This window comes from Rufibacter roseus (assembly GCF_001647285.1).
GTDB classification, from domain to species: Bacteria; Bacteroidota; Bacteroidia; order Cytophagales; family Hymenobacteraceae; genus Nibribacter; species Nibribacter roseus.
Genome location: NZ_LRML01000005.1, coordinates 63068 through 86735, shown reverse-complemented (window position 1 = coordinate 86735; position 23668 = coordinate 63068). Strand labels below are relative to the sequence as shown.

Sequence of the window (23668 nt, the reverse complement as noted above, 5' to 3'; positions counted from 1 at the left end):
TTGGTAAGATAGGGTATAGACCTTCAGGCAAATGAAAGCAGAAGAAACGGTAGATTATAATATAAAGGTGTGCTGGCACGCTATTGCGCGCATGTACAACACTCAGGCGGTGAAGAATGATATTACCACCTCTATTGGGTTTGTGTTGCTGAACATTGACCCTGAGAAAGGTACACCGGCTACCAAAATTGCGCCGCTGCTGGGCTTAGAGGCCCGTAGCCTCACCCGCATCCTCAAAAGCATGGAAGAAAAAGGCTTGATTTACAAAGAAGCCGATACGCAGGACAAACGCTCCGTCCGCATTCTGCTCACGGAACTGGGGCTGGAGAAACGGGAGGTGAGTCGTAAGACAGTCAAACAATTTAACTACAAGGTGCGCGAGGTAATTCCGGAAAGCCAGCTGCAAGTTTTCTTTCAGGTAATCAGCCAAATCAACAGCCTTATTGAGTCAAAAGAAGTTTTTCCTGAAGACGGAAAGGCTGCAAAATAAAAGCTGCTTTAAACCTGTTTTTAAGAAAAGAGGCTTAAAACAGAGAGATTGAAAGTGAAAAGAACTAATCGTGCTACTTGATACGCACATCTTGATACAAAATAACGTGTAACTATGAAGAGAATAATCAAGAAAGTGGCGGTGCTTGGCTCGGGCGTAATGGGCTCGCGCATTGCCTGCCACTTCGCGAACATTGGCGTGCAGGTGCTGCTGCTGGATATGGTGCCGAGGGAGCTACTGCCCGAGGAGGAAGCCAAAGGCCTCACCATGGAAAGCAAGCAAGTGCGCAACCGCATTGTGAACACCGCCCTCCAAACAGCCATTACTTCTAATCCGGCGCCCCTGTACGAGAAAACCAAGGCCAGCCTCATCAAGACCGGTAACTTCGATGATGACCTCAAAGGCATTGCCGACTGCGACTGGACCATTGAAGTGGTGGTGGAGAACCTGAAAATAAAGCAGTCCATCTTTGAGAAGGTGGAGCAGTTCTGCAAGCCGGGCACGCTCATTACCTCCAATACCTCGGGTATTCCAATCCATTTAATGGCCGAGGGCCGTTCCGAAGATTTCAAAAAGCATTTCTGCGGCACGCACTTCTTCAACCCGCCGCGCTACCTTAAGTTGCTGGAGATTATCCCCACGCCACACACTGACCCGGAAATCACTCAGTTTCTGCTAAACTACGGTGATCTGTTCCTAGGCAAAACCACGGTTCTGGCCAAAGACACGCCGGCCTTTATTGCCAACCGTGTGGGTATTTATGGCATCATGCAGGTGCTGCACGTCATGGAGAAGCTGGATCTGAATGTAGACGAGGTAGACCGCCTCACTGGCCCAGTAGTAGGCAGACCAAAATCAGCTACGTTTAGGACCTCTGATGTGGTAGGTCTTGACACGCTGGCCAAAGTTGCCCAAGGTCTATACCAATCTGGCGAGAAAGACGAGGCCCGTGATCTGTTCCAGCTACCCGGTTACATTCAGCAGATGCTGGAGAAAAACTGGCTGGGTGACAAAACAAAGCAGGGCTTCTACAAGAAAACCAAGAACGATCAGGGTGCCACCGAGATTCTGACGCTGGACCTGAAGACTATGGAATACGGGCCTAAGAAAAAGGTCAAGTTCCAGAGCATGGAAATGCTCAAACCTATTGAAGACCTCCGCAAGCGCCTCAAGGCGTTCAGCCAGGTGCAGGACAAAGCCGGTGACTTCTTTAGAGAGACTTCTTTTGGCTTGTTCCAATACGTGACTAACCGAATTCCGGAAATCTCAGACGAGCTCTACCGCATTGATGATGCCATGCGCGCCGGCTTCGGATGGGAGCTGGGACCCTTTGAGACTTGGGATGCCGTGGGCGTGCGTGAGACTGTGAGTGCCATGGAAGCCGCTGGGTACAAGCCTGCCCGATGGGTGTACGAGATGCTGGAAGCGGGGCACGAGAGCTTCTACCGCAGCCAGAACAATCAGCGCCAGTACTATGATATAGAAAGCAAAGAGTACAAGCAGATTCCGGGCACCGAGAATTTTGTGTTGCTGGATGTGCTACGCGGCACCAACGTGGTTTGGAAAAACGCCGGTTGCACCATTCTAGATTTAGGCGATGGCATCCTGAACGTGGAGTTCCACACCAAGATGAACTCCATGGGCAGCGAAATCATACAGGGCTTGAATAAGGGCATTGACCTGGCGGAGCAAAACTTCAGAGGAATAGTAGTCGGTAACGAAGCCACTAATTTCTCTGCTGGAGCGAACTTGGCGCTGGTGTTCATGTACGCCATTGACCAGGAGTATGACGAGCTGAACCTCATGATCAAGCAGTTCCAGAACACCATGATGCGCATGCGTTACTCTGCTGTTCCTGTAGTAGCTGCTCCACATGGTCTGACCCTGGGCGGAGGCTGCGAGCTTTGCCTGCACGCAGATAGAGTACAGGCCGCAGCAGAATCTTATATCGGGTTGGTAGAGTTTGGAGTTGGCTTGATACCAGGTGGCGGCGGTACAAAGGAAATGACCCTGCGTACCTCGGCGGCCTACGAAGAGGGCGACACTGAGTTTAACGCCCTGCGCAACGCGTTTATGACCATTGGAATGGCCAAAGTGTCTACCTCAGCGGCAGAAGCTTTTGATTTAGGCTTCCTTCGCGGCGGTGATGGCATTACCCTCAACAACAACCGCCTCATTGCCGAGGCCAAAGCCGAAGCTGTTTTGTTAGCCGATGCCGGTTATACCAAACCCACACCTAAAACCAACATCAAGGTGCAAGGTCGTGGTGGTCTGGGCATGTTCCTGACGGGTACGCACGCCATGCACGCTGCCGGTTTTATCTCCGAGCACGACCGCAAGATCTCAGAGAAATTGGCCTACGTGATGTGCGGTGGCGATTTGTCAATGCCATCAGAAGTCTCGGAGCAGTACCTGCTGGACTTAGAGCGAGAAGCGTTCCTGAGCCTGACTGGTGAGCGCAAAACGCTGGAGCGCATCAAGAGCATCCTGACCACGGGTAAACCACTGCGGAACTAGTTGTTAATGATTAATGAATAGTGAGTAATGATTAATGTGGGGATCTGTTTTGGACCTATTTTTTCAAAAGTATGCCGAAAATAGAGTTGCTTAATTAGCACATCAGCACATTAATAATTAGCACATTAACTCAAACAGAAAAGAAAATGCAAACTGCCTATATAGTTGCCGGATTCAGAACAGCCGTGGGGAAAGCGCCCCGCGGGGTATTCCGTTTCACCCGGCCAGATGATTTGGCTGCCGATGTGATAAAACATCTGCTGTCCACGGTGCCACAGCTAGACCCTGCCCGCGTAGATGACCTGCTGGTAGGTAATGCGGTGCCAGAAGCCGAGCAAGGCCTGCAGATGGGCCGTATTATCTCCCTGCTTTCGTTGCCGATCAATGTGCCCGGTGCAATCATGAACCGTTACTGCGGCTCCGGCATAGAAACCATCGCCAACGCCTCTTTCAAAATTCAGGCAGGTATGGCCGACTGTATCATTGCCGGTGGTACTGAGTCTATGAGCATGGTTCCGGTAGTGGGCTGGAAAACTGTGCCGAACTATAAAATAGCCAAAGAGCACCCGGAGTACTACCTGAGCATGGGCTTAACTGCCGAAGCCGTCGCCAACGACTACAAGATCAGCCGCGAGGACCAGGATGCCTTTGCCTTTGCCTCGCACCAGAAAGCCATCAGAGCCATTGAGGAAGGCCGGTTCAAAGATCAGATTGTGCCTATCACGGTAGAGGAGACGTACGTGGACGAGAACGGTAAAAAGAAAACCCGTTCCTACGTGGTAGATACGGATGAAGGCCCCCGCGCCGATACCTCCCTGGAGAAACTGGCGAAACTACGCCCAGTGTTCGCTGCTAACGGTACGGTAACGGCCGGTAATTCCTCCCAGACCTCAGACGGCGCGGCCTTTGTGACTGTCATGAGCGAGCGCATGGTGAAAGAACTGAACATTGAGCCTATCGCCCGCTTGGTGTCTTACGCCACCGAGGGAGTTGACCCAAGAATCATGGGCATGGGCCCAGTGAAAGCCATTCCGCGCGCCCTCAAGAATGCTGGTATGAACCTGCAAGACATTGACGTCTTCGAATTAAATGAAGCCTTCGCCTCACAGTCTATTGCTGTTATGCGTGAGTTAGGCATTGACCCAGACAAGCTGAACCCGAATGGTGGTGCTATTGCCTTAGGTCACCCGCTGGGATGTTCCGGCGCCAAGCTAAGCGTCCAGCTTTTCCATGACCTCCGTCGCCAAAACAAAAAGTACGGTATGGTGACGGCTTGTGTGGGTGGAGGCCAGGGTGTGGCTGGGATTTATGAGTTGTTGCGCTGAGGCGCAACAGACACAAGACGTAAGACATAAGATTCAAGACTCTCATGCACAACTTTAAAGAGTTAAAGATTTGGCAAGAGGCAATGACGTTGGCTAAGAAGGTTTTCGAGCTTTCGGCTTCGTTTCCTGCAAATGAAAAATATGGTCTTACGTCACAAATTAATAGGTCAGCCGTTTCTGTTCCCTCTAACATAGCCGAAGGAGCTGGAAGAGGCAGTGACAAAGAGTTTATTCAATTTTTGAACATTGCGAGAGGCTCTGCTTTTGAGTTAGAAACGCAATTACTCTTCTACAAAGCTTTGGCTTTGTAGAAGAGGCAAGGTTGCAGCTATTGCTACAGCAAGTTGGCGTGGTACAGCGCATGATTAATGGTTTCAAAGACAGATTTCTCAAGAACACAAAAGAAAAGTCTTGAGTCTTACGTCTTGTGTCTTATGTCTAAAAGATAAATAGTAAGAAAATGGCAAATACAGAATCAACTTCTAGAACGCTCAAAGGCGGTGAGTTCATCATCAAAGAAACCAACGCCGCAAATATTTTCATTCCGGAGGATTTCTCTGAGGAGCAGCGCATGATGGCCGAGACGGCCCAGCAGTTTGTGCAGACCGAGGTGTACCCGCTAGTAGAGCGACTGGACAACCATGAGGAAGGCTTGATGGAGGGGCTTATGAAAAAAGCCGGAGAGCTGGGCTTATTCGGCGTAGCCATTCCGGAGGAGTACGGCGGACTCAGCATGGATTTTAACTCATCTTTGCTCGTGACAGAGTCGGTAGGTTCAGGGCATTCATTCCCCGTGGCGTTTGCCGCGCATACCGGTATTGGTACACTGCCCATCCTGTACTTCGGTACCGAAGAGCAGAAAGCCAAGTACATTCCTAAGTTGGCGTCTGGCGAGTGGGCGGCTTCTTATTGCTTAACAGAGCCGGGTTCTGGGTCAGATGCTTTGGCTGCCAAGACTAAAGCCGTTTTAGATGTGGCTGGCGAAAACTACATTTTGAATGGTCAAAAAATGTGGATTACGAACGCTGGCTTCGCCGATGTGTTCATTGTTTTTGCGCAGGTAGACGGAGATAAATTCACAGGCTTCATTGTAGAGAAAGGCTATGAAGGTCTGAGCTTGGGTCCGGAAGAGCACAAGATGGGAATCAAAGGATCCTCTACCCGCCAAGTGTTCCTGACCGACTGCAAAGTACCGAAAGAAAACGTGCTGGGCGAGATTGGGAAAGGACACTTAATTGCCTTCAACATCTTAAATATCGGGCGTATCAAGCTGGCAGCTGCCTGTTTGGGAGCCTGTAAGCAAGTAGCAGATCTTTCTGTAAAGTATGCCAATGAGCGTATTCAGTTCAAGATTCCAATTTCAAAGTTCGGGGCCATCCGTCATAAGTTGGCGGAGCAGGCTATCAGAATTTTTGCGGTAGAATCTGCTCTGTACCGCTGTGGGCATGACATTCACCTGAAAGAGCAGGAGCTGTTAGCCGCTGGCAAAAGCTACAATGAGGCTGTACTGGAAGCTGCCCGTGAGTTTGCCGTGGAAGCCGCCATTCTTAAAGTAGATGGCTCGGAGGTGCTGGATTACGTGGTAGACGAAGGTGTGCAGATCTACGGAGGCTACGGTTTCTCAGCTGATTACCCTATGGATCGTGCGTACCGCGATGCCCGCATCAACCGCATATTTGAGGGAACTAACGAGATCAACCGCATGCTCATTGTAGACATGGTGCTCAAAAAAGCCCTGAAAGGTGAGCTTGACTTGATGGGCCCGGCCGCCAATGTGCAGAATGAACTAATGGCCATTCCTGATTTCGGGGACGAAGATACCAGCCTTTTTGCCGCTGAAAAGAAAGCCGTTGAGAAATTTAAAAAAGCCGTGTTGCTAACCGCCGGTACAGCCGTGCAGAAGTTCATGATGACCTTGGATAAAGAGCAGGAAGTGCTCATGTACATCGCGGATATGGCCATTCAGACCTACATAGCTGAGTCTACATTACTGCGTGTGGAGAAGCTGGTGAGCCGCAACGGCGAAGAGGCGCATGGTCGTCAGTTAGACATTGTACGTGTGGTGATCAATGATGCTGCTGACCGCATTAATAAAGCTGGTAAGGAAGCCATTGCGGCCATGAGTGAACCAGGTGACGAGCAGAAGCTGTTGCTCATTGGCCTCAAGCGTTTTACTAAACTAGAACCATACAACACCAAAGAAGCCCGCCGTCGTATTGCGGCCGAAATGATTAAGGAGAACGAGTTTGTTTACTAGATTTAAGACACAGGACACAAGACTGAAGATTTTGTTCTGAGTCTCCATCTTGTTTTCGGCTTGTTTTGGTCAAAACAGCTAATAAACAGAAATCCCCGCTCATTCAGCGGGGATTTCTGTTTATTGCAGAGGTCAGCTTCAATTAGTTAGGAAAGAAAAAGAGAGTTTTCAGCCTCTTTTCCTAAAATCAGCCCTAAAACACTACTTAAGAATAATCCGGTGCAGGCGCAGATCTGAGGTTCCTTTTGCCGGACGGGCAACTGTGATAATAGTCCGTTCATCTAGCCAGGTGGTGAAGTCTTTTATGTAGGCGTTCTGTTTTCCGCTGGCTAAGTGTAGGCCTATAGGTTTAGGAGGTTCTGAGCCGCCTGTTAATAAATGGATAGACCGGTGGTAGAGATCTGTCTTACCGTCTATCTTTTCAAAAGTTAACAGTTGCAGGCGATTGCTAAAGAGCCTACTGCTGTAGGAGATACTGGCGAATCCTTCAGAAGCCGAAGCCACCTGATTCTTTAAAATGATGGAGTTCCAGGTGGGTTGCAGATATTCATTGTACGCGAACAGCAGAAGTTCTTGGGCATGAAAAGGGCTGTTTTCGCCGCCTTCAGTGTATTTTTTCTCAGTAATAACCAAGCTTTGCCCCTCGTTGCTTATTAATATTTTAGAAAGATAAATATCCTCAAGTCGTTTGGCGCCGGTAGATTTCAGGAGCTGTTGCGTGAAGTCTGGGCTGAACTTGAATTCTTCAGCAAAGCGCATGTCATTGGCTTTATAATCAAAGCGTACCATTTTAAGGCTACGGTATTCACCTGTCTTTTCTTCGGCTACCAACACAGCAGCGTAGAGGCTGCTATCTTGGTGTAGCTGAAATTTAGTGTCAACTACATACATCTTTTCTCCACTGAACACACCGCCTAGCATCACTTCCATCACCTTAATGTCATTATCACGGTTGTTGTAGCGGCGCACGCTCAGTCGCATGGAGTTCTCGGTCAAGATGCTTACAAATTGATTTCCGTGGTTATCTATCTGTACTTGAGCGGCTACCTGCTGGCCTGCCGTGGCAAAGTCATAGGTGCGTTCCTTTAATTTAATTAACGAGCCATCATAAATAGTAGCCTGTATTGAGCGTAGTTCTTGGTTGCGGGTAACAGAATGTAAAGTAGCCAACTTAGAGCCATCATCAGAAAGAGTCACACTTAAGCGACGGCTCCGACTTGGAGCTTCCACCAATTTTTTCTGTTGAAGTTCTTTGCCAGTGGCTAAGTCAATTAGTTTACCGTACAGCGCCTGGCTACCTTGTTCAGCTAGTGCACGATGGGTAATCAATAAAGCCGTTTGCCCATTCTGCGAGAATGACTCTAGTGTTTCTTGATTGAACAAGGAGATGGTCACTGACCATTTAACTTTCAGATCTGAACCATACCGTTCTAGCGCATACTCCTGTGCAGACCTTTGGCTTAAGATCAAAAAGTCTGTATCACTAATGCGGAAGGCTTTATGAGGGACTGGTTGAAAGTAAAGGCTGCCGGACTCTTCTTGTATATGCTTGAACGGCGCAGACTTTATCTTTTGAGCCTGTGCGGTCTGTGCCAGAAAAAGTACTCCTAAGACCAAAAAATAGGCGCTGCGTAAAAAGGCAATCTGCATAAATTTAATATTTTGTACTGTTGCAAATATACCTTAAAACCCTCTTTTGCCATATTTTATCTGCGTCTGGTAGTGGGTTCAGCTTTTTAAGTGTTTGTAAAATATTAATCTATAGCTAATTAATATTTTGTTCAGTATCTTTGCATCCGCAAATGCGCAGCAAGGAATCTGGCAGTAAATTTAGGGGGAACAGTGTTGAATAGTATTTAGCCGTGAACCTTAAAAATATTTAAAGAATTTTGTTCGCATAGTTTAACCAAACGATGCCTGTAGACGTAAGTACCTAGGCTTGTCAAGTGGACAAGGCTGTAGCGGTAAAGTAGTTTGTTGCCGCTTAACAGTGTTTTAATAAAAGGTTTACTTTTTGTTAAAATCCGATTGAAGTTATAACGCGTACTTTACACTATAGTTAATGATTGAATTTTTAAGTTTCCCCCTATGAGATTTATTTTTAAGATGTTTGTGCTTGTTGGGTTGATTGTGGTTGGTAAATTCTTAAAAGAAGATGATGCCAACAGTATTGTGAAGGAGCAAAACAGCGTAAACCAAGACGTTTATTCACTGAAATCAATTGCCCCCCTTCCGTTTACACAACAAACCAACCATGTTTTAGAACCCGTAATGAAAGAAGGAACAATCACTGAAGAAACCTTTACGTACAGCTTAAACTAATTTAGTTTACCCTCCTCTAAAGAAAGACCCAGACTTAAGTCTAGCTGATCCGGCTCCAGTTTACGGTGTTGTGACTCAGTGACCGGATGTGCCGCAATAGGTTAGCATGCTCCGGAAGACTTAAGTCCGGGTCTTTTTCTATGATCTGCAGGGCTGCCGCACGGCTCTCTTTCAAAATCTTTGCGTCTTTGGCCAAGTCGGCTATCAATAAGTCTAGCACTCCGCTCTGCTGGGTTCCCATCAAATCTCCCGGGCCACGCAATTTCAAATCAATGTCTGCAATCTCAAAGCCGTTGTTTGTGCGCACCATGGTCTCAATACGTGTTTTACCTTCTTTGCTAAGCTTGTAGCCTGTCATCAAAACACAATAGCTTTGTTCGGCACCTCTACCTACACGGCCTCTTAGCTGGTGCAGCTGGGCTAGTCCAAATCTTTCAGCATTTTCAATTACCATTATGCTGGCGTTTGGTACATTTACCCCTACCTCAATCACGGTAGTGGCAACCATGATGTGGGTTTCATGTTTCAGGAACCGCTGCATCTCAAAGTCTTTGTCTTGCGGCTTCATTTTGCCGTGTACCATACTTGCGCGGTATTCTGGAAAAGCTCGGGTTACGCTTTCGTAGCCATCCATCAGGTCTTTATACTCCAGCCCTTCAGACTCCTCAATGAGTGGGTACACAATGTAGGCCTGGCGCCCCAGCTTCAGCTGTTCTCTAATGAAACCAAATACCCGCAGTCGGTGCGCGTCATAGCGGTGCACGGTTATTATTTCTTTTCTACCTGCAGGCAACTCATCAATCACAGAAACTTCTAAGTCTCCATACAGGGTCATCGCCAGCGTGCGTGGGATAGGCGTGGCCGTCATGACCAGCACGTGTGGAATGATGCGTGGGTTCTTCTGCCAGAGTTTTGATCTTTGAGCTACCCCGAAACGGTGCTGCTCATCCACGATACAGAGTCCCAGGTTATGGAACTGTACTTCGTCTTCCAGCAAGGCGTGAGTGCCCACAATCATGTGCATTTCGCCGCTTCGCAGTTGCTCGTGCAGCACTCTGCGGTCGGCTTTTTTGGTGGAGCCGGTGAGCTTGCCCAGTACTATGCCTAGCTTTTCAGCGTATTGCTTCAGGCCCTGGTAGTGCTGGTCAGCTAGAATTTCAGTGGGGGCCATAATACAGGCTTGGGCACCATTGTCGGTGGCCAAGAGCATGGTCACAAAAGCCACAATGGTTTTGCCGCTGCCAACATCGCCCTGCAACAGGCGATTCATCTGCTTGCCGCTAGTCACGTCTTGGTAAATCTCGCGTACCACCCGTTTCTGTGCGTTGGTAAGGTCAAAGGGCAGGTGGTTTTTGTAAAACTCGGTGAGTGTTGGTGTTTTGCTGAAGATTTGCCCGGCCAGCTCAGCACGTCGCTTAGTGGCGGTGCGCAGCAGTTTAAGCTGGGTGTAGAACAGCTCTTCAAACTTTAACCTGAACCGTGCGGCCTGCAAGGTGTCCCAGTTCCTGGGGAAGTGAATCTGCAGCATGGCCTCACGCTTTGACACCATGCGGTACTGGTCTACCAGTTCAGGGGTGAGTGTTTCGGGTAGGTGCGTAGGTGCCTGTTTCAAGAGCTCCTGCATCATACGGCTGATGGTCTTGCTGTCTACCCGGTGGTTCTTGAGTTTTTCAGAGGTGTGGTAAACAGGCTGCAGATAGGTCTGCTCCTGCTTTACCTCTGAGGTTTCCTCTAATTCTGGGTGCGCCATGTTGAACCGGCCATTGAACAGCGTAGGTTTCCCGAAGGCAATGTACTCATGGTTCACCTTCAGTTGGCTTGTCATGAACTTCACTCCTTTGAACCACACTAGTTCCATTTCTCCAGAGGCATCTCTGATAATGGCAGAAAGGCGTTGTTTCCGTCCTTCACCCAATAAGTTTTTCTCTAGAATACGGCCTTTTATCTGCACGTACTGCATGTCTTCGGTTAGCTCCGCAATTTGGTGGAACTGTGTGCGGTCCATGTACCGGAAGGGGTAGTGCTGGATAAGGTCGCCGTACGTGAAGATACCCAGCTCAGTCTGCAGCAAAGTAGCCCGCTGCGGCCCAATGCCCTTAAGGAACTCTATTTTGGTATGGAAAAAACCTGATGACACGTATGGAGAAGTCTGCTTCCGTTTTTGGTCTGTTTTTCAGAAAGTAGCCCGAAAACAGAAGCGAAGCAGTTGTGTAAAGTTAGGGAAAAGAGGTGAGCGGGGCTAGAGAGGAAGGTGGTTTGTTGGCACAAGTAGAACGGCTCAGTGTTGCATTACAGGTGGTGCTGTGGTAGTGTAAGGCTAATCTGTTTATCTTTTCTATAGTTAGGAGCCAACTATTTAAATTCATGAAAATATGATACGGAAGAAAGCGATATGGTATTGCTGCAATATCTCTTAAGCTTTTCTCACAAACTCAGATTTTAGTGCCATTGAGCCAAATCCATCAATTTTGCAGTCAATGTTGTGGTCGCCATCTGTTAGCCTTATGTTTTTTACTTTGGTGCCAGCTTTTATAGATTTAGGAGCGCCCTTTACAGGTAGATCTTTAATGACAACAACAGAATCTCCATCCTGCAGTATGTTTCCGTTGGCATCAATTACCTTCAACCCTGGCTCTTCACTTATTTCAGCTACGTTCCACTCATTCCCGCATTCAGGGCAAGCGTAAATTTCGTTACCCGTTGCGTAACCGTATGGTGAACTACAGTTTGGGCAGGGTTTCATTTCTTCAGGCATGGTGGTTTTAATTTTATAGTTGAAAATAAAGGTTTTGTGTCATGCGCACTAATTGAGTTAGGAATAATAAGGTGGCCTTTTGCTGGCATTTTAAGCTTTTCAATTTGAGCTGGTTATTCCTTATTGGATATTCAAGTTATTCAAATGAAAGGAGAAAAATTTAAGTGCCAACTTTACTCGCTGCAACCTACCGCCCTTAAAGAAATTTGATCTTAGTATAGAATAGTCAGAAGGCAGGTATGCGTGAAATCACTTTGTTTTAGGCCTAACTTTAGAAAAATACCTCAAAAACAGGAGCAAATCAGCTTTGTAAAATTAATGAAAAGATAGGAGCGGGGCTAATATGGTAAGTGGGTTAGAATTTCTGCTCCTGATTTAGTATATAAATAGATTGGTTTAGAGTGAAATAGATAACAAAGAGACCAAATAGAGAATCGTTGCCAAAAGACACGGCCAAAATATATAGCGTACCGTATATAATTATATCTACTCACTAAAGAAAGGAGGAAAAATCTACGCTACGCTATTACGAGTTAATGGTAAGCAGTTTCCACGCTGGTAGAGCGTTAAGCCATTAAGTGGCCCTTAAGAGAGCCTCGGCGGTGCCGAGGCTCATTTTTTAGTGTTTAAGCAGGTAAAAGAAAACCGTTTTTGCCTTGTTTTCAGAAAAACAGGTCAAAAACATGCTCAAGAAGTTTGCTTCAAACTATAGAAGCTAAACACACAAAGTTAGAAGCAGATTAATAAATAGAATTTGAAAAGATGGTTCTTATTCTAACGTCAATAAAGGGTTAATCATCTTTCCTCTTCCCGAAAATATCCAAGAGGCGTAGGAATAAGTTGATGAAGTTTAAGTAAAGCTCCAAGGCTCCCATAATAGCTTCTTTCCTGTCTTCTGCGGTGCCGCTGTTTCCAAGTATATTGGTCTCTTTTATTTTTTGGGTGTCATAGGCAATCAAAGCTGTAAAAATAAGGACGCCAACATAGGTCATGATCCAATGCAGGGTCTCATTCTGAAGGAAAAAATTAACGGCAGACGCTATGATAACTCCTAATAGCCCCATAAAGGCAATATTCCCGACAGTAGTTAAGTCACGTTTGGTATAGTACCCATAGGCGCTCATGACGGCAAAGGTGCCAGCTGTAACAAAAAAAGTAGTTGCAATGGAGCCGCTGGTGTAAATCAGGAAAATGACTGATAATGTTAAGCCGTTAAAAGCTGCAAATATCAGAAGCAGAGCAGTAGCTTCCTGAGCAGATATGTCATCAATAACAAATGAGAGGTAAACCAAGACCGCAAGCTCACAAAGTAGAAGCCCGTAGTAAATAATGTTGTTATGGTATATCAGCTCCGCAAGCTGGGGCACGCTAAAGGTGAAAATAGCTACCAAGCCAGTTACAACTAATGAAGCTGCCATCCAGGCATATACTTTAGAGATGAAATTTGCTTGCTCTATGGCAATCTGCTCATCAGTGAGCGGCAGGCTTAGTTCTTCTGTGATCATCTCTGTATATGGTGTGAGTACTATATTTTAATTTGCAATAGTTTGATAGCTAGGGGATTATTGTGGTAAATATCTAAAAAACCGGATAGCTTCATATAGAAACTATCCGGTTTCAAAAATAATTTATAAGTCTGTTTTAGACCTAATTTTCCAAAAGCAGGCTTAAAACGCCAGCTACTTCACCTGTTCATTCCAATGCAGGGTGTTCAGCAAATGCACCGCGTCTCTCTTAATATATTCAATCACTGGAGCTAGTGAGTCATTGGCGGTGGCCGTTCTGAAATAGAGGGCGCCCCGGAAGAAGTGGTTCGTGCTATCAGTCAGGTAAAACTGAAACTGGCTGGGTACTTCGCCCTCTAGCTCAAAAATACTGGCGGTGATACCAGTAGGCGTTTTAATCTGGCTTTCTTCAATGGCGTAAGCCTTGATTTGGTGCCGCGAAGTAAGTCTACGAGCGTCTTCCACCAAGTCGTTAAACTTCTTAGGGTCTTGGTTGAAGCTCTTGTAGGTGATCTGAATATTGGCGTTGAACTTAGGGTAGTAAATGTCAATCCAATGCGGTTCAGCTATACGGCTAGAGTCTTTTAAAATTTTAGCATGCTTTGAATGTTCAAAAATATAGGGGTGCTGCGCCTGCAGTTTTTGATACTCATGCTCAGGCAGGTCTATGCGATTATAGCCTTTAGGTTTGGGTGTATACTCTTCGGCACAGCCGGCCAAAAAAGTAAGGCCGCAGAAAAGGGCGGCTAAGAAATGCAGTTTACTCTTCTTCATCGGTTGATTGCGGTACAATTTCTTGCACGCGTACTTTCTTTATTTTTTTGCTGTCGGCGGCCTCTATTTTAAATTGATAAGGCCCTAGCTGAATCTCTTCGCCTGTGTGCGGAATGCGGGAGAAAAGACGTAGCATAAGCCCTGCCACTGACTCTACTTCATTTCGGATATCCTGCAGGAGTTCGGCCGGCGGATCTATAATTTTGCAGAAATCATGTAAAGAAGTGCGGCCTTCAAACAAGAACGTGTGTTCGTCTAGTTGAGTATAATAGTGGTCTTCTTCTTCGTCTAGCTCATCATGAATTTCGCCTACAATTTCCTCTAGCACGTCTTCTAATGTCAGGAGGCCGGTTGTGTCACCGTACTCATTCACCACAATGGCCATGTGCACCCTCCGCTCTTGGAACTCGCGCAGCAAGTCGTCAATTTGCTTGCTTTCTGGTACGAAATAAGGTGTTCTGATCAGGTTCTGCCAGACAAAATCTGCAGGCGCATTTAAGTAGGGCAATAGATCTTTTACATACAGCACGCCATTTATCTTGTCCAGACCCTCTGTGTAAACAGGTACGCGTGAGTAGCCGTGCTGTTGAATTTGCTTTAGAAGGGCCGGAAAAGGCATGCGCCGTTGAAAGCCCACCACGTCGGCACGTGACCTCATAATCTGGCGCACCGTGATAGAGCTGAAATTGACAATAGCTTTCAGCAGGCCTTTTTCCTGCGGCGACATAGGCTCATTGGGGTTGCTTTGGTCTAGGGAGTTAGAAAGCTCCTCTGACACCGAAGGAGCCCCAAAGGCTTGGCGTGTTCGCTCCATCAGGCGCTGCATGGGCAGAAAAGCAGCTGCAAATGGTGCTCCCAAGGTAGTTGCTAACTTGATAACTGGAAGTAAAGCAGGCTGCTGATCCGTTTCTTGTTTTTTGGCCCAGCTGATCATGGCTAACCTCCCCAGTAGTAACATCACTGCTAAAAGGAGAACAAGGGCCAAAGACGTGAGCCACCGGTATTGATCTGGTACACTAACCAGATCATTAAGTAAATGGTAGGCACTGTAAGCCAGCAGCAGTTGCAGAGTAGTGCTCAGAAAAGCACCAGCTACCAATACCCGCTCGGGTGCGTCTATAAGTTGTTGTAACGAGGTAGAGTATTTGGTTTTGCCGTTATGATGCTGGGCATTGTTCCAAAAGCACTGAAAAGAAGCCATTGCGGCAGTCACGGCCAAGCTGCCCAAAAAGAAGAGCAGCAGCAAAGTAATTGACCAGACAAGGGTTGTCTGAGCTTGGTTAAAAAGGTTTAAAAGGAGCAGTGAGCCCCAACTGGAGGGCTCCCCTAAAGGAGGTATACTTTCCAATGTAGTAGGGTTGGTTGAACAAAAGGTGCAAGGAATATGCCCTTGCGCCTGCTTACAGACGCTCTACAACAAATTGTGGTGGAGTGTTCCATAAGCAGGCTAAATTCTTAGGTTTAGAAAGGCAGATCGTCTGGTTCGTCTTCAAAAGTGGCTGGTTTTGATGCGCCGCTTTTAGGAGCGTTAGAGCTGTTGCCTCCGCTAGAAGTATTGCTGTAACCGCCGCCGCCGTTGTTACCGGAGTTGCTATAATTACCACCGCCATTTTCACCGCCTTGACCGCCTTCTGAGCGACCGCCCAACATAGTCATGTTGTCGGCAACAATCTCTGTGCTGTACCGCTGTATGCCGTCTTTATCAGTGTAGTTGTTAGATCTGATCTTGCCTTCAATGTACACTGACTGGCCTTTTCTGAGGTACTTTTCTGAAACTTCAGCCAAACCACGCCATAAAACAATATTATGCCACTCTGTACGCTCTTGCCGTTCGCCGTTTTTGTCTTTGAACGTTTCAGAGGTGGCTAGCGGGAAACGGGCAACAGCCACGCCTCCTTCTAAATGACGCACTTCTGGGTCTTTACCAAGGTTGCCAATCAAAATAACTTTGTTGATACTTGCCATAGTGTGATATAAGGGGGTACAGTAGTTTGTTAGCTTTAAAGGTAATGTTTTGGTCCTGTTCTTTTGCCGAAAAGGGGTTTAAACTTACTCTAAAAATAATTAAAAAAAGAGTTCTTTCAAAAAAGAATCTATTAAGATAGGCTTTGGCAACTCCTCAATTTGAGAGAGAGAGTATAGTTGTAGGCCTATATTGTTAGATTCTTTTTCCCTTAAACGTGAATCAAGGGGAATAAGATAAAATTGAGCAGAAATTTTCTGGTGGCTCAGTATGTGTTTATAGATTTTGCCAGTAGGGGTTGGTGCAGAAATATCAATGCCTAAGCTTTGGTTAAGCTGTTGCTGTAGATAGTCTGTGGAGGGGTGTGCCGTGTCAGTTTCTAAACAAAAAAAGTCATAGAGACCCTGCCAGATATCGTTACCAGGCCGCTTTTTCAGGTACAGCTGACCTTCAAGCTGAAAGACAAAATAATGAAAGAAACGGGCGCGGCTGCTCTTTGCTTTCTCTTTTACCGGCAGAGTCTGTACCAGCCCATTCTGAAAAGCAAAACAAACTTGCTGCAGCGGGCAAAAAAGGCAATCAGGCGCCACGGGCGTACATTGTATAGCGCCAAACTCCATGATAGCTTGGTTGTAAGTGTCTGGCTCATCAACCGGAATCAGTTCATTGGCTAATTTCTCAAACACTTTTTTACTGGCTGGGGCGGCAATGTTCTCGTGCCGGCCAAACACCCTGGCCAATACCCGGTATACATTTCCATCTAACACCGCCACCTGCTCTTTGTAGGCAAAAGACGCAATGGCGGCAGCGGTATAAGAGCCCACACCCTTCAATTGCAGCAAGCCATGGTAACCTTCAGGAAACCGACCGCCAAACTCAGAAACTACTTGTTTGGCGGTAAAGTGCAGGTTTCTAGCTCTGGAGTAATACCCTAAACCTTGCCATAGGCGCAATACTTCGTCTTCAGGGGCGTTAGCTAAATCGTGTACTGTAGGGAACCGCTCCATAAAGCTTAGGTAGTACGGCAGGCCTTGCCGAACGCGGGTCTGCTGCAGAATGACCTCTGAAAGCCAGATGGCATAGGGGTCACGGGTTTCGCGCCAAGGCAGTGGCCGGCGGTGGCGGTGGTACCAGTTTTTTAAAGTAGAACTAAAGAAGATAGGATTGGATGTGGCCATGCAAAGGCTTTAACATATTGGTTAGCTGCTGTTACGCTGCCAAAACACCAATAGATTTTTAAATAAATAGTTTTACTTATCGAAAAGCACAGTTACCTTTGTGCCCCGATTTCGAGTGGCCGTGACAGCACGGTTGTTTGGTCGGCAAACATATTCAACTTTACTCAATTACCTAAACAGTTAAAACAAGTGACTAAAGCAGAAGTTATATCAGAAATTGCAGATAAGACAGGGATTGAAAAATCTGATGTTGCTGCCACCGTTGAGGCGTTCTTTAAAGTAGTGAAAGACTCTATGGCCGATGGTAATAACATTTATGTACGTGGCTTTGGAAGCTTTGTAAATAAGAAGCGCGCCAAGAAAGTTGCTCGTAACATCTCCAAAAACACCTCTATCATCATTGATGAGCACTTTATTCCTTCTTTCAAACCGTCTAAGACTTTCGTAGCTAAAATCAAAAACAGCAAGAAAATCAAAGAGCCGGTTAATTCCTAAGGATTTAGTATCTTTGCGGTCTTAACTATTTGTTTTTTAATTATTTCTGAAGTAAAAGAGTATGTCTAAAGGTCGGGTAGCGTTAGTTCTTTCTGCTGTAGTGCTGGCTGTTTTGATGGCTCTGTTACCGAAGGTGATTATCAACAAAGAAAAAGACGGTGCTTTAACTGCCACCGGCGAAAACGCTAAACCAAGTCAGCAGGAGCATGATCCAAACCATCCGGGGCATGAAGACCATGCGCATGAAACAGAGGGAGCGGCAAACTCAGCTGATGTGCACATAACAGCCTCTCCGGCTCAGTTAAAAGAAATTGCTGATCTGCGAGATAAGTTTACCCGAGAGGGTGGTGCCCAAGCCAAAGCAAAGCTTGCGGAGGAGTTGGGTCAGAAATACGCCAGCATTGCCAGACATGACAGTGCCGGATATTACTTTGAACAATTAGCGCAGCTACGGCCGGGTGAGAGAAGCCTGCAAAAGGCGGCTGATCAGTATTTTGAGGCGGCCACGTTTGCGGCAACGCAGGAGCGTACCGAGCAGTTTGGCAAAAAGGCGCAGGGGCTTTATCAGCAGGTGCTGAAAAATAATCCTGCTAACCAAGACGCCAAGATCAATCTGGCCATGACCTATATTGCCGGCGAGAACCCTATGCAGGGAGTTACGCTTTTGCGTGAGGTGATAGCGGCAGACCCTAAAAATGAAAAAGCCCTCTATAACATGGGGGTTCTTTCTATCCAGTCTACCCAGTATGACCGGGCGGTAGGGCGTTTTCAGGAGCTGTTGGCTGTGAATCCAAAGCACGTGGAAGGTACTTTTTATTTAGGAGTAGCCTTGGCCGAAACAGGCCAGAAACAAGAAGCACAAAAAGCATTTATGCGGGTAAAGGAACTGACCAACAATCCGGAAGTGGAGGCGTCAGTAGACAGTTACCTGCAGCGGCTGAACAGTGCACAGTAAGTAGAGTTAAAATTTTTTTCACTATAAAACATCAACACTATGCCTTGCGGTAAAAAAAGAAAAAGACATAAGATTGCTACTCACAAGAGAAAGAAGCGTCTGCGTAAGAATAGACATAAGAAGAAATAGGTTTTAACCTTTTCTGTTAGAGCAGGTTTTGCTTAGCCGTTTGTAATACAGGTGGTCAAGTCAAAGCTTGCTCTACGCCCGTTTATACCCATAGGTAATAATAGGCGATTGGTATATTCTTTCATCTAACATCTAATATTTTGAGTAACGAATTAATTATTAATTCTACTCAAGATGGAGAACGAATAGCCCTTCTTCAGGACAAGCGATTGGTTGAGTATCATTTAGTTAAAAATGATACCAACTACAGCGTTGGAGATATTTTTTTAGGTACCGTTAAAAAAGTAATGCCAGGTCTGAACGCCGCGTTCATAGACATTGGCTATACCAAAGACGCGTTCCTGCACTACCACGATTTGGGAGAGAACATAAAAACTCTGAACAAATACGTGAAAATGGTGCAGACCCAAAAGAATGCCCCTGCCAAGCTTGGCCCGATTAAGTTTGAACCCGAGATTGACAAACTGGGCAAGATGGCTGACGTCCTTAAAAAAGGGCAGCAGGTCTTGGTGCAGATTGTAAAAGAGCCTATATCAACCAAAGGGCCCCGGCTCTCTTGCGAGATTTCCCTGGCAGGCCGTTACCTAGTGCTCGTGCCTTTTTCTAACACGGTAAGCGTGTCAAAGAAGATTGTGAGCAAAGAGGAACGTACCCGACTGAAACGCCTCATTACCTCTATTAAACCAGAGAATTTTGGCGTCATCATTCGCACAGTGGCCGAAGGCGCGAAGTGGCGGAACTGGACAAGGATTTACGCTCGATGCTGGCCACTTGGGAAGAAGGAATTGCCACGCTGCGTACCGCTAAGGAGCGCGACAAGGTAATTGGGGAGCTAGGCCGCTCATCCTCCATATTGAGAGACATTCTCAATGAGAGTTTTGACAACATTGTAGTAGACGACGAACGTCTTTACGATGAAACTAAAACTTACATAGAGACCATTGCCCCAGATAAGCTTAATATTCTAAAGCATTATACAGGCAAGGTTAAGACCTTTGAACACTTTAACATCGAGAAGCAGCTGAAATCCCTGTTTGGGAAGACGGTTAGCATACCGGGCGGTGGATATCTGGTGATAGAACACACCGAGGCCCTGCACGTGATAGATGTAAACAGCGGAAACAAATCCAACTCCGAGACGGATCAGGAAGCCACCGCTCTGAATGTGAACCTAACCGCGGCAAAAGAGGTGGCAAGACAGTTGCGCCTACGGGACCTGGGTGGGATCATTGTAGTAGACTTCATTGACATGAAATCTGCCGAAAACCGGCAGAAAGTATTTGAGGTGGTGAAGGAGGAAATGAAGAAAGACCGTTCTAAGTTTACGGTACTGCCTATTTCCAAATTCGGGCTTTGCCAAATTACCCGCCAGCGCGTACGGCCTGAGCAAAACATTGTGACCGGCGAAGTTTGCCCTACCTGCGGAGGCAGCGGAACAATTTCTGCCAGTATTCTGGTAACGGATGAGATAGACAGAACCATAGAGGATCTGCTCACCCGCCAGAACCAAAAGAATTTAACGCTGTACGTGCATCCGTTCTTGCATGCATATTACACCAAAGGGCTGCTCTCTAAGCAACGGAGATGGTTCCTGAAACACATGAAGTGGGTGAATATCATGAAAGATACCTCGCTTGCCCTCACTGACTTTAAAGTGATGGATGAGCATGGCGATGAAATTGAGTTGCAATCAGCTTACACCGAAGTAAACGGTCTGCAAGACCGCGAAGTGGAAGCCTAATTCTATTTCAGATATAAAACAGAAATCCCTGGTTGACTACTCAGCCAGGGATTTCTGTTTTGGGCTTACTTTTCATAAAACAAGCTTAAAACAAAAACAGCGACCTAGTCAATATGTTGACCAAGACGCTGTTTCATATTTCTTCGTTTTAGGCCTGTTTTCAGAACAACAAGTCTAAAACAGATTCCTAGAACTTGATACCAAAGTCAAGAGAGAAAAGGCTGTTTTTTAACTCAATTTTAGAGTCTTCGCCACCAAGAGAATCATTTACATTAGTTAGACCATGTTGGTAGGTTAATCCGCCAAAGAATTTGGTGCTTTCTCCTAGCTGCCATTCGGCACCAGCGCCAACAATTGCCCCTACTTCAAAAAGGTTAAATTGTTTAGTGTATTTCTCTCCTTCCTCATCAGCTTTTTCACCGTCTAATCGAGCTCCAACCAAAGTGTTCAATGTACCGCCAGCATTGAAATAGACTCTTATGTCAGGTGCTACCTCATTCGTGTAGAGTTTGATTGCCAAAGGAATTTCAATGTAATGCAGGCTATTCTCACTTTCAAACTTGATATTATTACCAAATGCATCAGTGTATTGAGAAGTGAAGCTTCCTCCTTTTACATTAAAAATGACACCGCTGTGAAAAGCGTAGTTAGTGCCGAAAAAATAATCAGCGATCACGCCAAAACCGATACCTACTGAGGCACCATCGCTCTTCAAATCAATACCTTTGGGGGCAAGAGTGCGCTGGTACGTGATAGATGGGCTAACTTTTACTCCAATTTCAACTTGTGCAGAGGCCTTTTGTGCGCCTAAGAAAGAAATGGCCGTTACAAGTAGTACAGCCGAAATACGAATCAACTTCATAGTAAAAGTGAGTATTAATATTAGTTACATTAAATTTGCCTAAAGATAAATGAAGAAAACTATGCGAAGCTATTTATTGCTGCTTTTTACTTTTTTGCTTCTAGTGAGTTGCCAGCAAGAGAAATGTGAAATAGCAGAGGAGGTGGAGAAAATTCCGGTAAATCTGCAGGTAGAGCGTTTGGAGCAGCAGTTCTTTAAGATAAAGAGCGAAGAGGAAATGCGGGAGTTCCTGCAGAAGAACCCCTTATTTGCCGATAAATATTTGCAGCAGAAGGGCTATCCTTCACAAGATATACTGGTGCAGAGCCTCCTGCGCTTGGCTACTGATACAAGCATTTTCAAATTGGTGCGCGAGTCTGATGAGAAATTCGGTGACTTGGCTGATGTTACCCAAGAGTTAGAGAACGCTCTTAAACACGTGAAATTTTATTATCCAGATTTTCAGGTGCCCCAGGTAAAAACGTTTATATCTGGCCTCAGCCGAGATTTATATGTGGGAGATAGCCTTATTGTACTGGGGCTTGATTTCTTTATAGGGAAAGACGCCAGTTACAGGCCGCAGGCTCCTCAGTACATCTTAAACCGTTACGAAAAAGAGCTTCTGGTGCCGGCTACTATGTTGCTTCTGTCTAATAAGTACAATGCAACAGAGTTTGTGAACAAAACCATGCTCGATGATATGATTGACTATGGAAAGTCTTTCTACTTCGTGAAGAAAATGATGCCCTGCACCCCAGATTCTTTGATAATTGGGTTTTCTCACCAACAGCTGGCAGATGTACAGTACAATGAGGCCAAAGTGTGGGCGCATTTTTTAGAGAAGGGGCTGGTGTACGAAACCAGCCAGTTCACCATTAGGAAGTATATTGGTGAGCGGCCAAACGTTCCTGAAATAAGTGCTCGTGCTCCCGGGCGCATAGGCGCCTGGGTAGGTTGGCAGATTGTGCGCAAGTACATGGAAAACAATCCGGAGGTAACGTTGCAAGAGTTAATGAAAGATAAGGACGCCCGCAAAATACTGGAACAGTCTAAGTACAAGCCTCAGAAAAGATAATGGTACCAGGTATCAGGTAGCAAGGCATGAGAGCTTGTTGAGAGACCTTGATTCCGGCTCATTCTTATTTCAGTTGATCTCTATTTTAGACCTGTTTTTCAAAAAATAGCACCAAAACGCAATACTCAGGCTAATGCACATTGCTCTCATTCACCAGTACCACCATAATCCTGATTGTCCGGCCACCTGTCGGCATTACACATTTATGGCGGAGCTGGCGAAGCGGCACCAGATAACATTGATTACTTCTAATGCCTGGGAGAGCAAACGGCTGACAAACTTTTTTGACTGGGTGCCGCCGGGTGTAGAGTTAGTTTCCATTGATGTGCCTTACCATAATAAAATGGGCATTCTGCAGCGGGTGCAGGCTTTCAGCAGGTTTGCTTTACAAGCGGTACATTTGGGGCGGCGTATCAAAAAGCCAGATTTAATTTGGGGAGTTTCCACACCGTTGACAGCTGCTTGGGCGGCGGCAAAAGTGGCAAAATACCACCGTGTGCCCTTTGTATTTGAGGTGCAGGACTTGTGGCCAGCTTTCCCAGTTCAAATGGGTGCTGTTCCATTTAAACCTCTGCAGCGCCAGCTGTACCGGCTGGAAAAATCATTGTACAGGCAGGCATCTCACATCATTCCGCTCTCGCCGGACATGGAGAAGTATATAGTAGAGAAAGGGATTTCTCCTGCTAACATCACTACTCTGGTAAATGGAACCGAGATACCAGTAGCACCTTTGGAGGAAAATGAGAAGAATGCGCTCTTGGCAGAGTTAGGCTTGGCAGGTAAGCAGGTGGTACTCTACGCCGGTACCTACGGCCGAGCCAACGATATTCCTATGCTCATTGAGGCCGCTCGGTCTCTACAAGATCAAACCTCCCTCTGCTTTGTCTTCACCGGACAAGGATTTGATGAACCATTGCTGCAAAAGGCAGCAGCCGATCAGTCAAATATTGTTTTGCTACCCCCGCAGCCCCGCCATGAAGTGTTCAAGTTATTCTCCATAGCTACGGTCTCTATTGTTTCATTTATTGATTTGCCCGTGCTAAAAGCGAATTCACCGGGTAAGTTCTTTGACAGCATGGCGGTAGGCACTCCGGTTGTAGTGACTAATGCAGGTTGGACCAAGCAGTTGGTAGAGGAGCGGAATTGCGGATGGTACTCTCCCGCCGGGGACGCAGCAGCCTTAGCTTCTTCTTTGGTTCAAAAACTAAAGAATGAGCCGGAGTTAGCTAATATGCGAGAAAATGCCAGTAAGGTGGCGCAAGAACAGTTTGACCGCGTACAGATGGTGGCAGAACTGGAGCAAATTTTTTTGGATGTTATCAAAAGCAAAACTTAACAACTCTTAC

19 protein-coding genes and 1 pseudogene are annotated in these 23668 nt (G+C 46.3%); 11 read left to right on the top strand and 9 right to left on the bottom strand.

Features of this window, described 5'->3' with window-relative positions:
- Positions 1–31: 31 nt before the first annotated feature.
- The 5 genes from A8O23_RS08815 to A8O23_RS08795 all read left to right on the top strand — a co-directional run bounded on the left by A8O23_RS08815 (position 32) and on the right by A8O23_RS08795 (position 6589).
- A complete protein-coding gene (locus A8O23_RS08815; protein ID WP_066619768.1) occupies positions 32–490 on the top strand; it encodes a MarR family winged helix-turn-helix transcriptional regulator in 459 nt (152 codons plus the stop codon).
- Positions 491–604: 114 nt separating this feature from the next.
- A complete protein-coding gene (locus A8O23_RS08810; protein WP_066619760.1) occupies positions 605–3007 on the top strand; it encodes a 3-hydroxyacyl-CoA dehydrogenase/enoyl-CoA hydratase family protein in 2403 nt (800 codons plus the stop codon).
- Positions 3008–3153: 146 nt separating this feature from the next.
- Positions 3154–4332 (top strand): acetyl-CoA C-acyltransferase, encoded by a 1179-nt coding sequence (locus tag A8O23_RS08805; RefSeq protein WP_066619757.1) that lies wholly within the window; start codon positions 3154–3156, stop codon positions 4330–4332.
- Positions 4333–4376: 44 nt separating this feature from the next.
- Positions 4377–4643, top strand: coding sequence for a four helix bundle protein (locus tag A8O23_RS08800; protein ID WP_082882966.1), 267 nt, complete (start codon positions 4377–4379; stop codon positions 4641–4643).
- Positions 4644–4792: 149 nt separating this feature from the next.
- Positions 4793–6589: an acyl-CoA dehydrogenase family protein gene (locus A8O23_RS08795; RefSeq protein ID WP_066619754.1), complete on the top strand. Its 1797-nt coding sequence runs from the start codon at positions 4793–4795 to the stop codon at positions 6587–6589.
- 201 nt (positions 6590–6790) lie between these two features.
- Here the strand turns inward: A8O23_RS08795 and A8O23_RS08790 are convergent, their stop codons facing one another.
- On the bottom strand, positions 6791–8239 hold the full coding sequence (locus A8O23_RS08790) for a hypothetical protein (RefSeq protein ID WP_066619750.1): 1449 nt from the start codon (positions 8237–8239) through the stop codon (positions 6791–6793).
- A gap of 438 nt (positions 8240–8677) precedes the next feature.
- Here A8O23_RS08790 and A8O23_RS08785 point away from each other — a divergent pair, with 438 nt between their 5' ends.
- On the top strand, positions 8678–8911 hold the full coding sequence (locus A8O23_RS08785; RefSeq protein WP_153042131.1) for a hypothetical protein: 234 nt from the start codon (positions 8678–8680) through the stop codon (positions 8909–8911).
- A gap of 40 nt (positions 8912–8951) precedes the next feature.
- Here the strand turns inward: A8O23_RS08785 and recG are convergent, their stop codons facing one another.
- The 7 genes from recG to mutY form a co-directional block, all read right to left on the bottom strand.
- Entirely contained in the window at positions 8952–11048 is a 2097-nt protein-coding gene (gene recG / locus A8O23_RS08780) for an ATP-dependent DNA helicase RecG (protein ID WP_066619744.1), read from the bottom strand.
- A gap of 276 nt (positions 11049–11324) precedes the next feature.
- Positions 11325–11654 (bottom strand): zinc ribbon domain-containing protein YjdM, encoded by a 330-nt coding sequence (locus A8O23_RS08775; RefSeq protein ID WP_239693371.1) that lies wholly within the window; start codon positions 11652–11654, stop codon positions 11325–11327.
- An 803-nt stretch (positions 11655–12457) separates the two neighbouring features.
- Positions 12458–13171, bottom strand: a complete 714-nt coding sequence (locus A8O23_RS08770; RefSeq protein WP_066619740.1) for a Bax inhibitor-1/YccA family protein — start codon at positions 13169–13171, stop codon at positions 12458–12460.
- Positions 13172–13345: 174 nt separating this feature from the next.
- Positions 13346–13945, bottom strand: a complete 600-nt coding sequence (gene gldD / locus A8O23_RS08765; RefSeq protein ID WP_066619738.1) for a gliding motility lipoprotein GldD — start codon at positions 13943–13945, stop codon at positions 13346–13348.
- Entirely contained in the window at positions 13932–15293 is a 1362-nt protein-coding gene (locus tag A8O23_RS08760; RefSeq protein ID WP_066619736.1) for a transporter associated domain-containing protein, read from the bottom strand. The genes gldD and A8O23_RS08760 overlap by 14 nt, the downstream gene beginning before the upstream one ends.
- Before the next feature lie 113 nt (positions 15294–15406).
- The gene (locus tag A8O23_RS08755; RefSeq protein WP_066619734.1) at positions 15407–15910 is read right to left on the bottom strand and encodes a single-stranded DNA-binding protein; all 504 of its coding nucleotides are present in this window, start codon (positions 15908–15910) and stop codon (positions 15407–15409) included.
- 99 nt (positions 15911–16009) lie between these two features.
- Positions 16010–17086, bottom strand: a complete 1077-nt coding sequence (mutY, locus tag A8O23_RS08750) for an A/G-specific adenine glycosylase (RefSeq protein ID WP_066619731.1) — start codon at positions 17084–17086, stop codon at positions 16010–16012.
- A 189-nt stretch (positions 17087–17275) separates the two neighbouring features.
- Between mutY and A8O23_RS08745 the strand changes: the two genes are divergently transcribed.
- The 3 genes and pseudogenes from A8O23_RS08745 (at position 17276) to A8O23_RS08735 (ending at position 20406) form a co-directional block, all read left to right on the top strand.
- Entirely contained in the window at positions 17276–17581 is a 306-nt protein-coding gene (locus tag A8O23_RS08745) for an HU family DNA-binding protein (protein WP_066619729.1), read from the top strand.
- A gap of 61 nt (positions 17582–17642) precedes the next feature.
- A complete protein-coding gene (locus A8O23_RS08740; protein WP_066619728.1) occupies positions 17643–18536 on the top strand; it encodes a tetratricopeptide repeat protein in 894 nt (297 codons plus the stop codon).
- Positions 18537–18805: 269 nt separating this feature from the next.
- Positions 18806–20406 (top strand): annotated as a pseudogene (locus A8O23_RS08735) (Rne/Rng family ribonuclease).
- 187 nt (positions 20407–20593) lie between these two features.
- On the opposite strand, the gene A8O23_RS08730 reads toward A8O23_RS08735, so the two are convergent.
- Complete coding sequence (locus tag A8O23_RS08730) at positions 20594–21268, bottom strand: porin family protein (protein WP_066619726.1); 675 nt, start codon at positions 21266–21268, stop codon at positions 20594–20596.
- Positions 21269–21329: 61 nt separating this feature from the next.
- Here A8O23_RS08730 and gldB point away from each other — a divergent pair, with 61 nt between their 5' ends.
- Together gldB and A8O23_RS08720 are read left to right on the top strand one after the other, a co-directional pair.
- Positions 21330–22322, top strand: coding sequence for a gliding motility lipoprotein GldB (gldB, locus tag A8O23_RS08725; protein ID WP_082882983.1), 993 nt, complete (start codon positions 21330–21332; stop codon positions 22320–22322).
- 133 nt (positions 22323–22455) lie between these two features.
- The gene (locus A8O23_RS08720) at positions 22456–23658 is read left to right on the top strand and encodes a glycosyltransferase family 4 protein (protein ID WP_066619722.1); all 1203 of its coding nucleotides are present in this window, start codon (positions 22456–22458) and stop codon (positions 23656–23658) included.
- Positions 23659–23668: the final 10 nt, after the last annotated feature.

Coding starts and splice junctions, on each gene's coding strand:
- A8O23_RS08815 (WP_066619768.1), top strand. CDS start 32: ATGAAAGCAGAAGAAACGGTAGATTATAATATAAAGGTGTGCTGGCAC.
- A8O23_RS08810 (WP_066619760.1), top strand. CDS start 605: ATGAAGAGAATAATCAAGAAAGTGGCGGTGCTTGGCTCGGGCGTAATG.
- A8O23_RS08805 (WP_066619757.1), top strand. CDS start 3,154: ATGCAAACTGCCTATATAGTTGCCGGATTCAGAACAGCCGTGGGGAAA.
- A8O23_RS08800 (WP_082882966.1), top strand. CDS start 4,377: ATGCACAACTTTAAAGAGTTAAAGATTTGGCAAGAGGCAATGACGTTG.
- A8O23_RS08795 (WP_066619754.1), top strand. CDS start 4,793: ATGGCAAATACAGAATCAACTTCTAGAACGCTCAAAGGCGGTGAGTTC.
- A8O23_RS08790 (WP_066619750.1), bottom strand. CDS start 8,239: ATGCAGATTGCCTTTTTACGCAGCGCCTATTTTTTGGTCTTAGGAGTA.
- A8O23_RS08785 (WP_153042131.1), top strand. CDS start 8,678: ATGAGATTTATTTTTAAGATGTTTGTGCTTGTTGGGTTGATTGTGGTT.
- A8O23_RS08775 (WP_239693371.1), bottom strand. CDS start 11,654: ATGAAACCCTGCCCAAACTGTAGTTCACCATACGGTTACGCAACGGGT.
- A8O23_RS08770 (WP_066619740.1), bottom strand. CDS start 13,171: ATGATCACAGAAGAACTAAGCCTGCCGCTCACTGATGAGCAGATTGCC.
- gldD (WP_066619738.1), bottom strand. CDS start 13,945: ATGAAGAAGAGTAAACTGCATTTCTTAGCCGCCCTTTTCTGCGGCCTT.
- A8O23_RS08755 (WP_066619734.1), bottom strand. CDS start 15,910: ATGGCAAGTATCAACAAAGTTATTTTGATTGGCAACCTTGGTAAAGAC.
- mutY (WP_066619731.1), bottom strand. CDS start 17,086: ATGGCCACATCCAATCCTATCTTCTTTAGTTCTACTTTAAAAAACTGG.
- A8O23_RS08740 (WP_066619728.1), top strand. CDS start 17,643: ATGTCTAAAGGTCGGGTAGCGTTAGTTCTTTCTGCTGTAGTGCTGGCT.
- A8O23_RS08730 (WP_066619726.1), bottom strand. CDS start 21,268: ATGAAGTTGATTCGTATTTCGGCTGTACTACTTGTAACGGCCATTTCT.
- gldB (WP_082882983.1), top strand. CDS start 21,330: ATGCGAAGCTATTTATTGCTGCTTTTTACTTTTTTGCTTCTAGTGAGT.
- A8O23_RS08720 (WP_066619722.1), top strand. CDS start 22,456: ATGCACATTGCTCTCATTCACCAGTACCACCATAATCCTGATTGTCCG.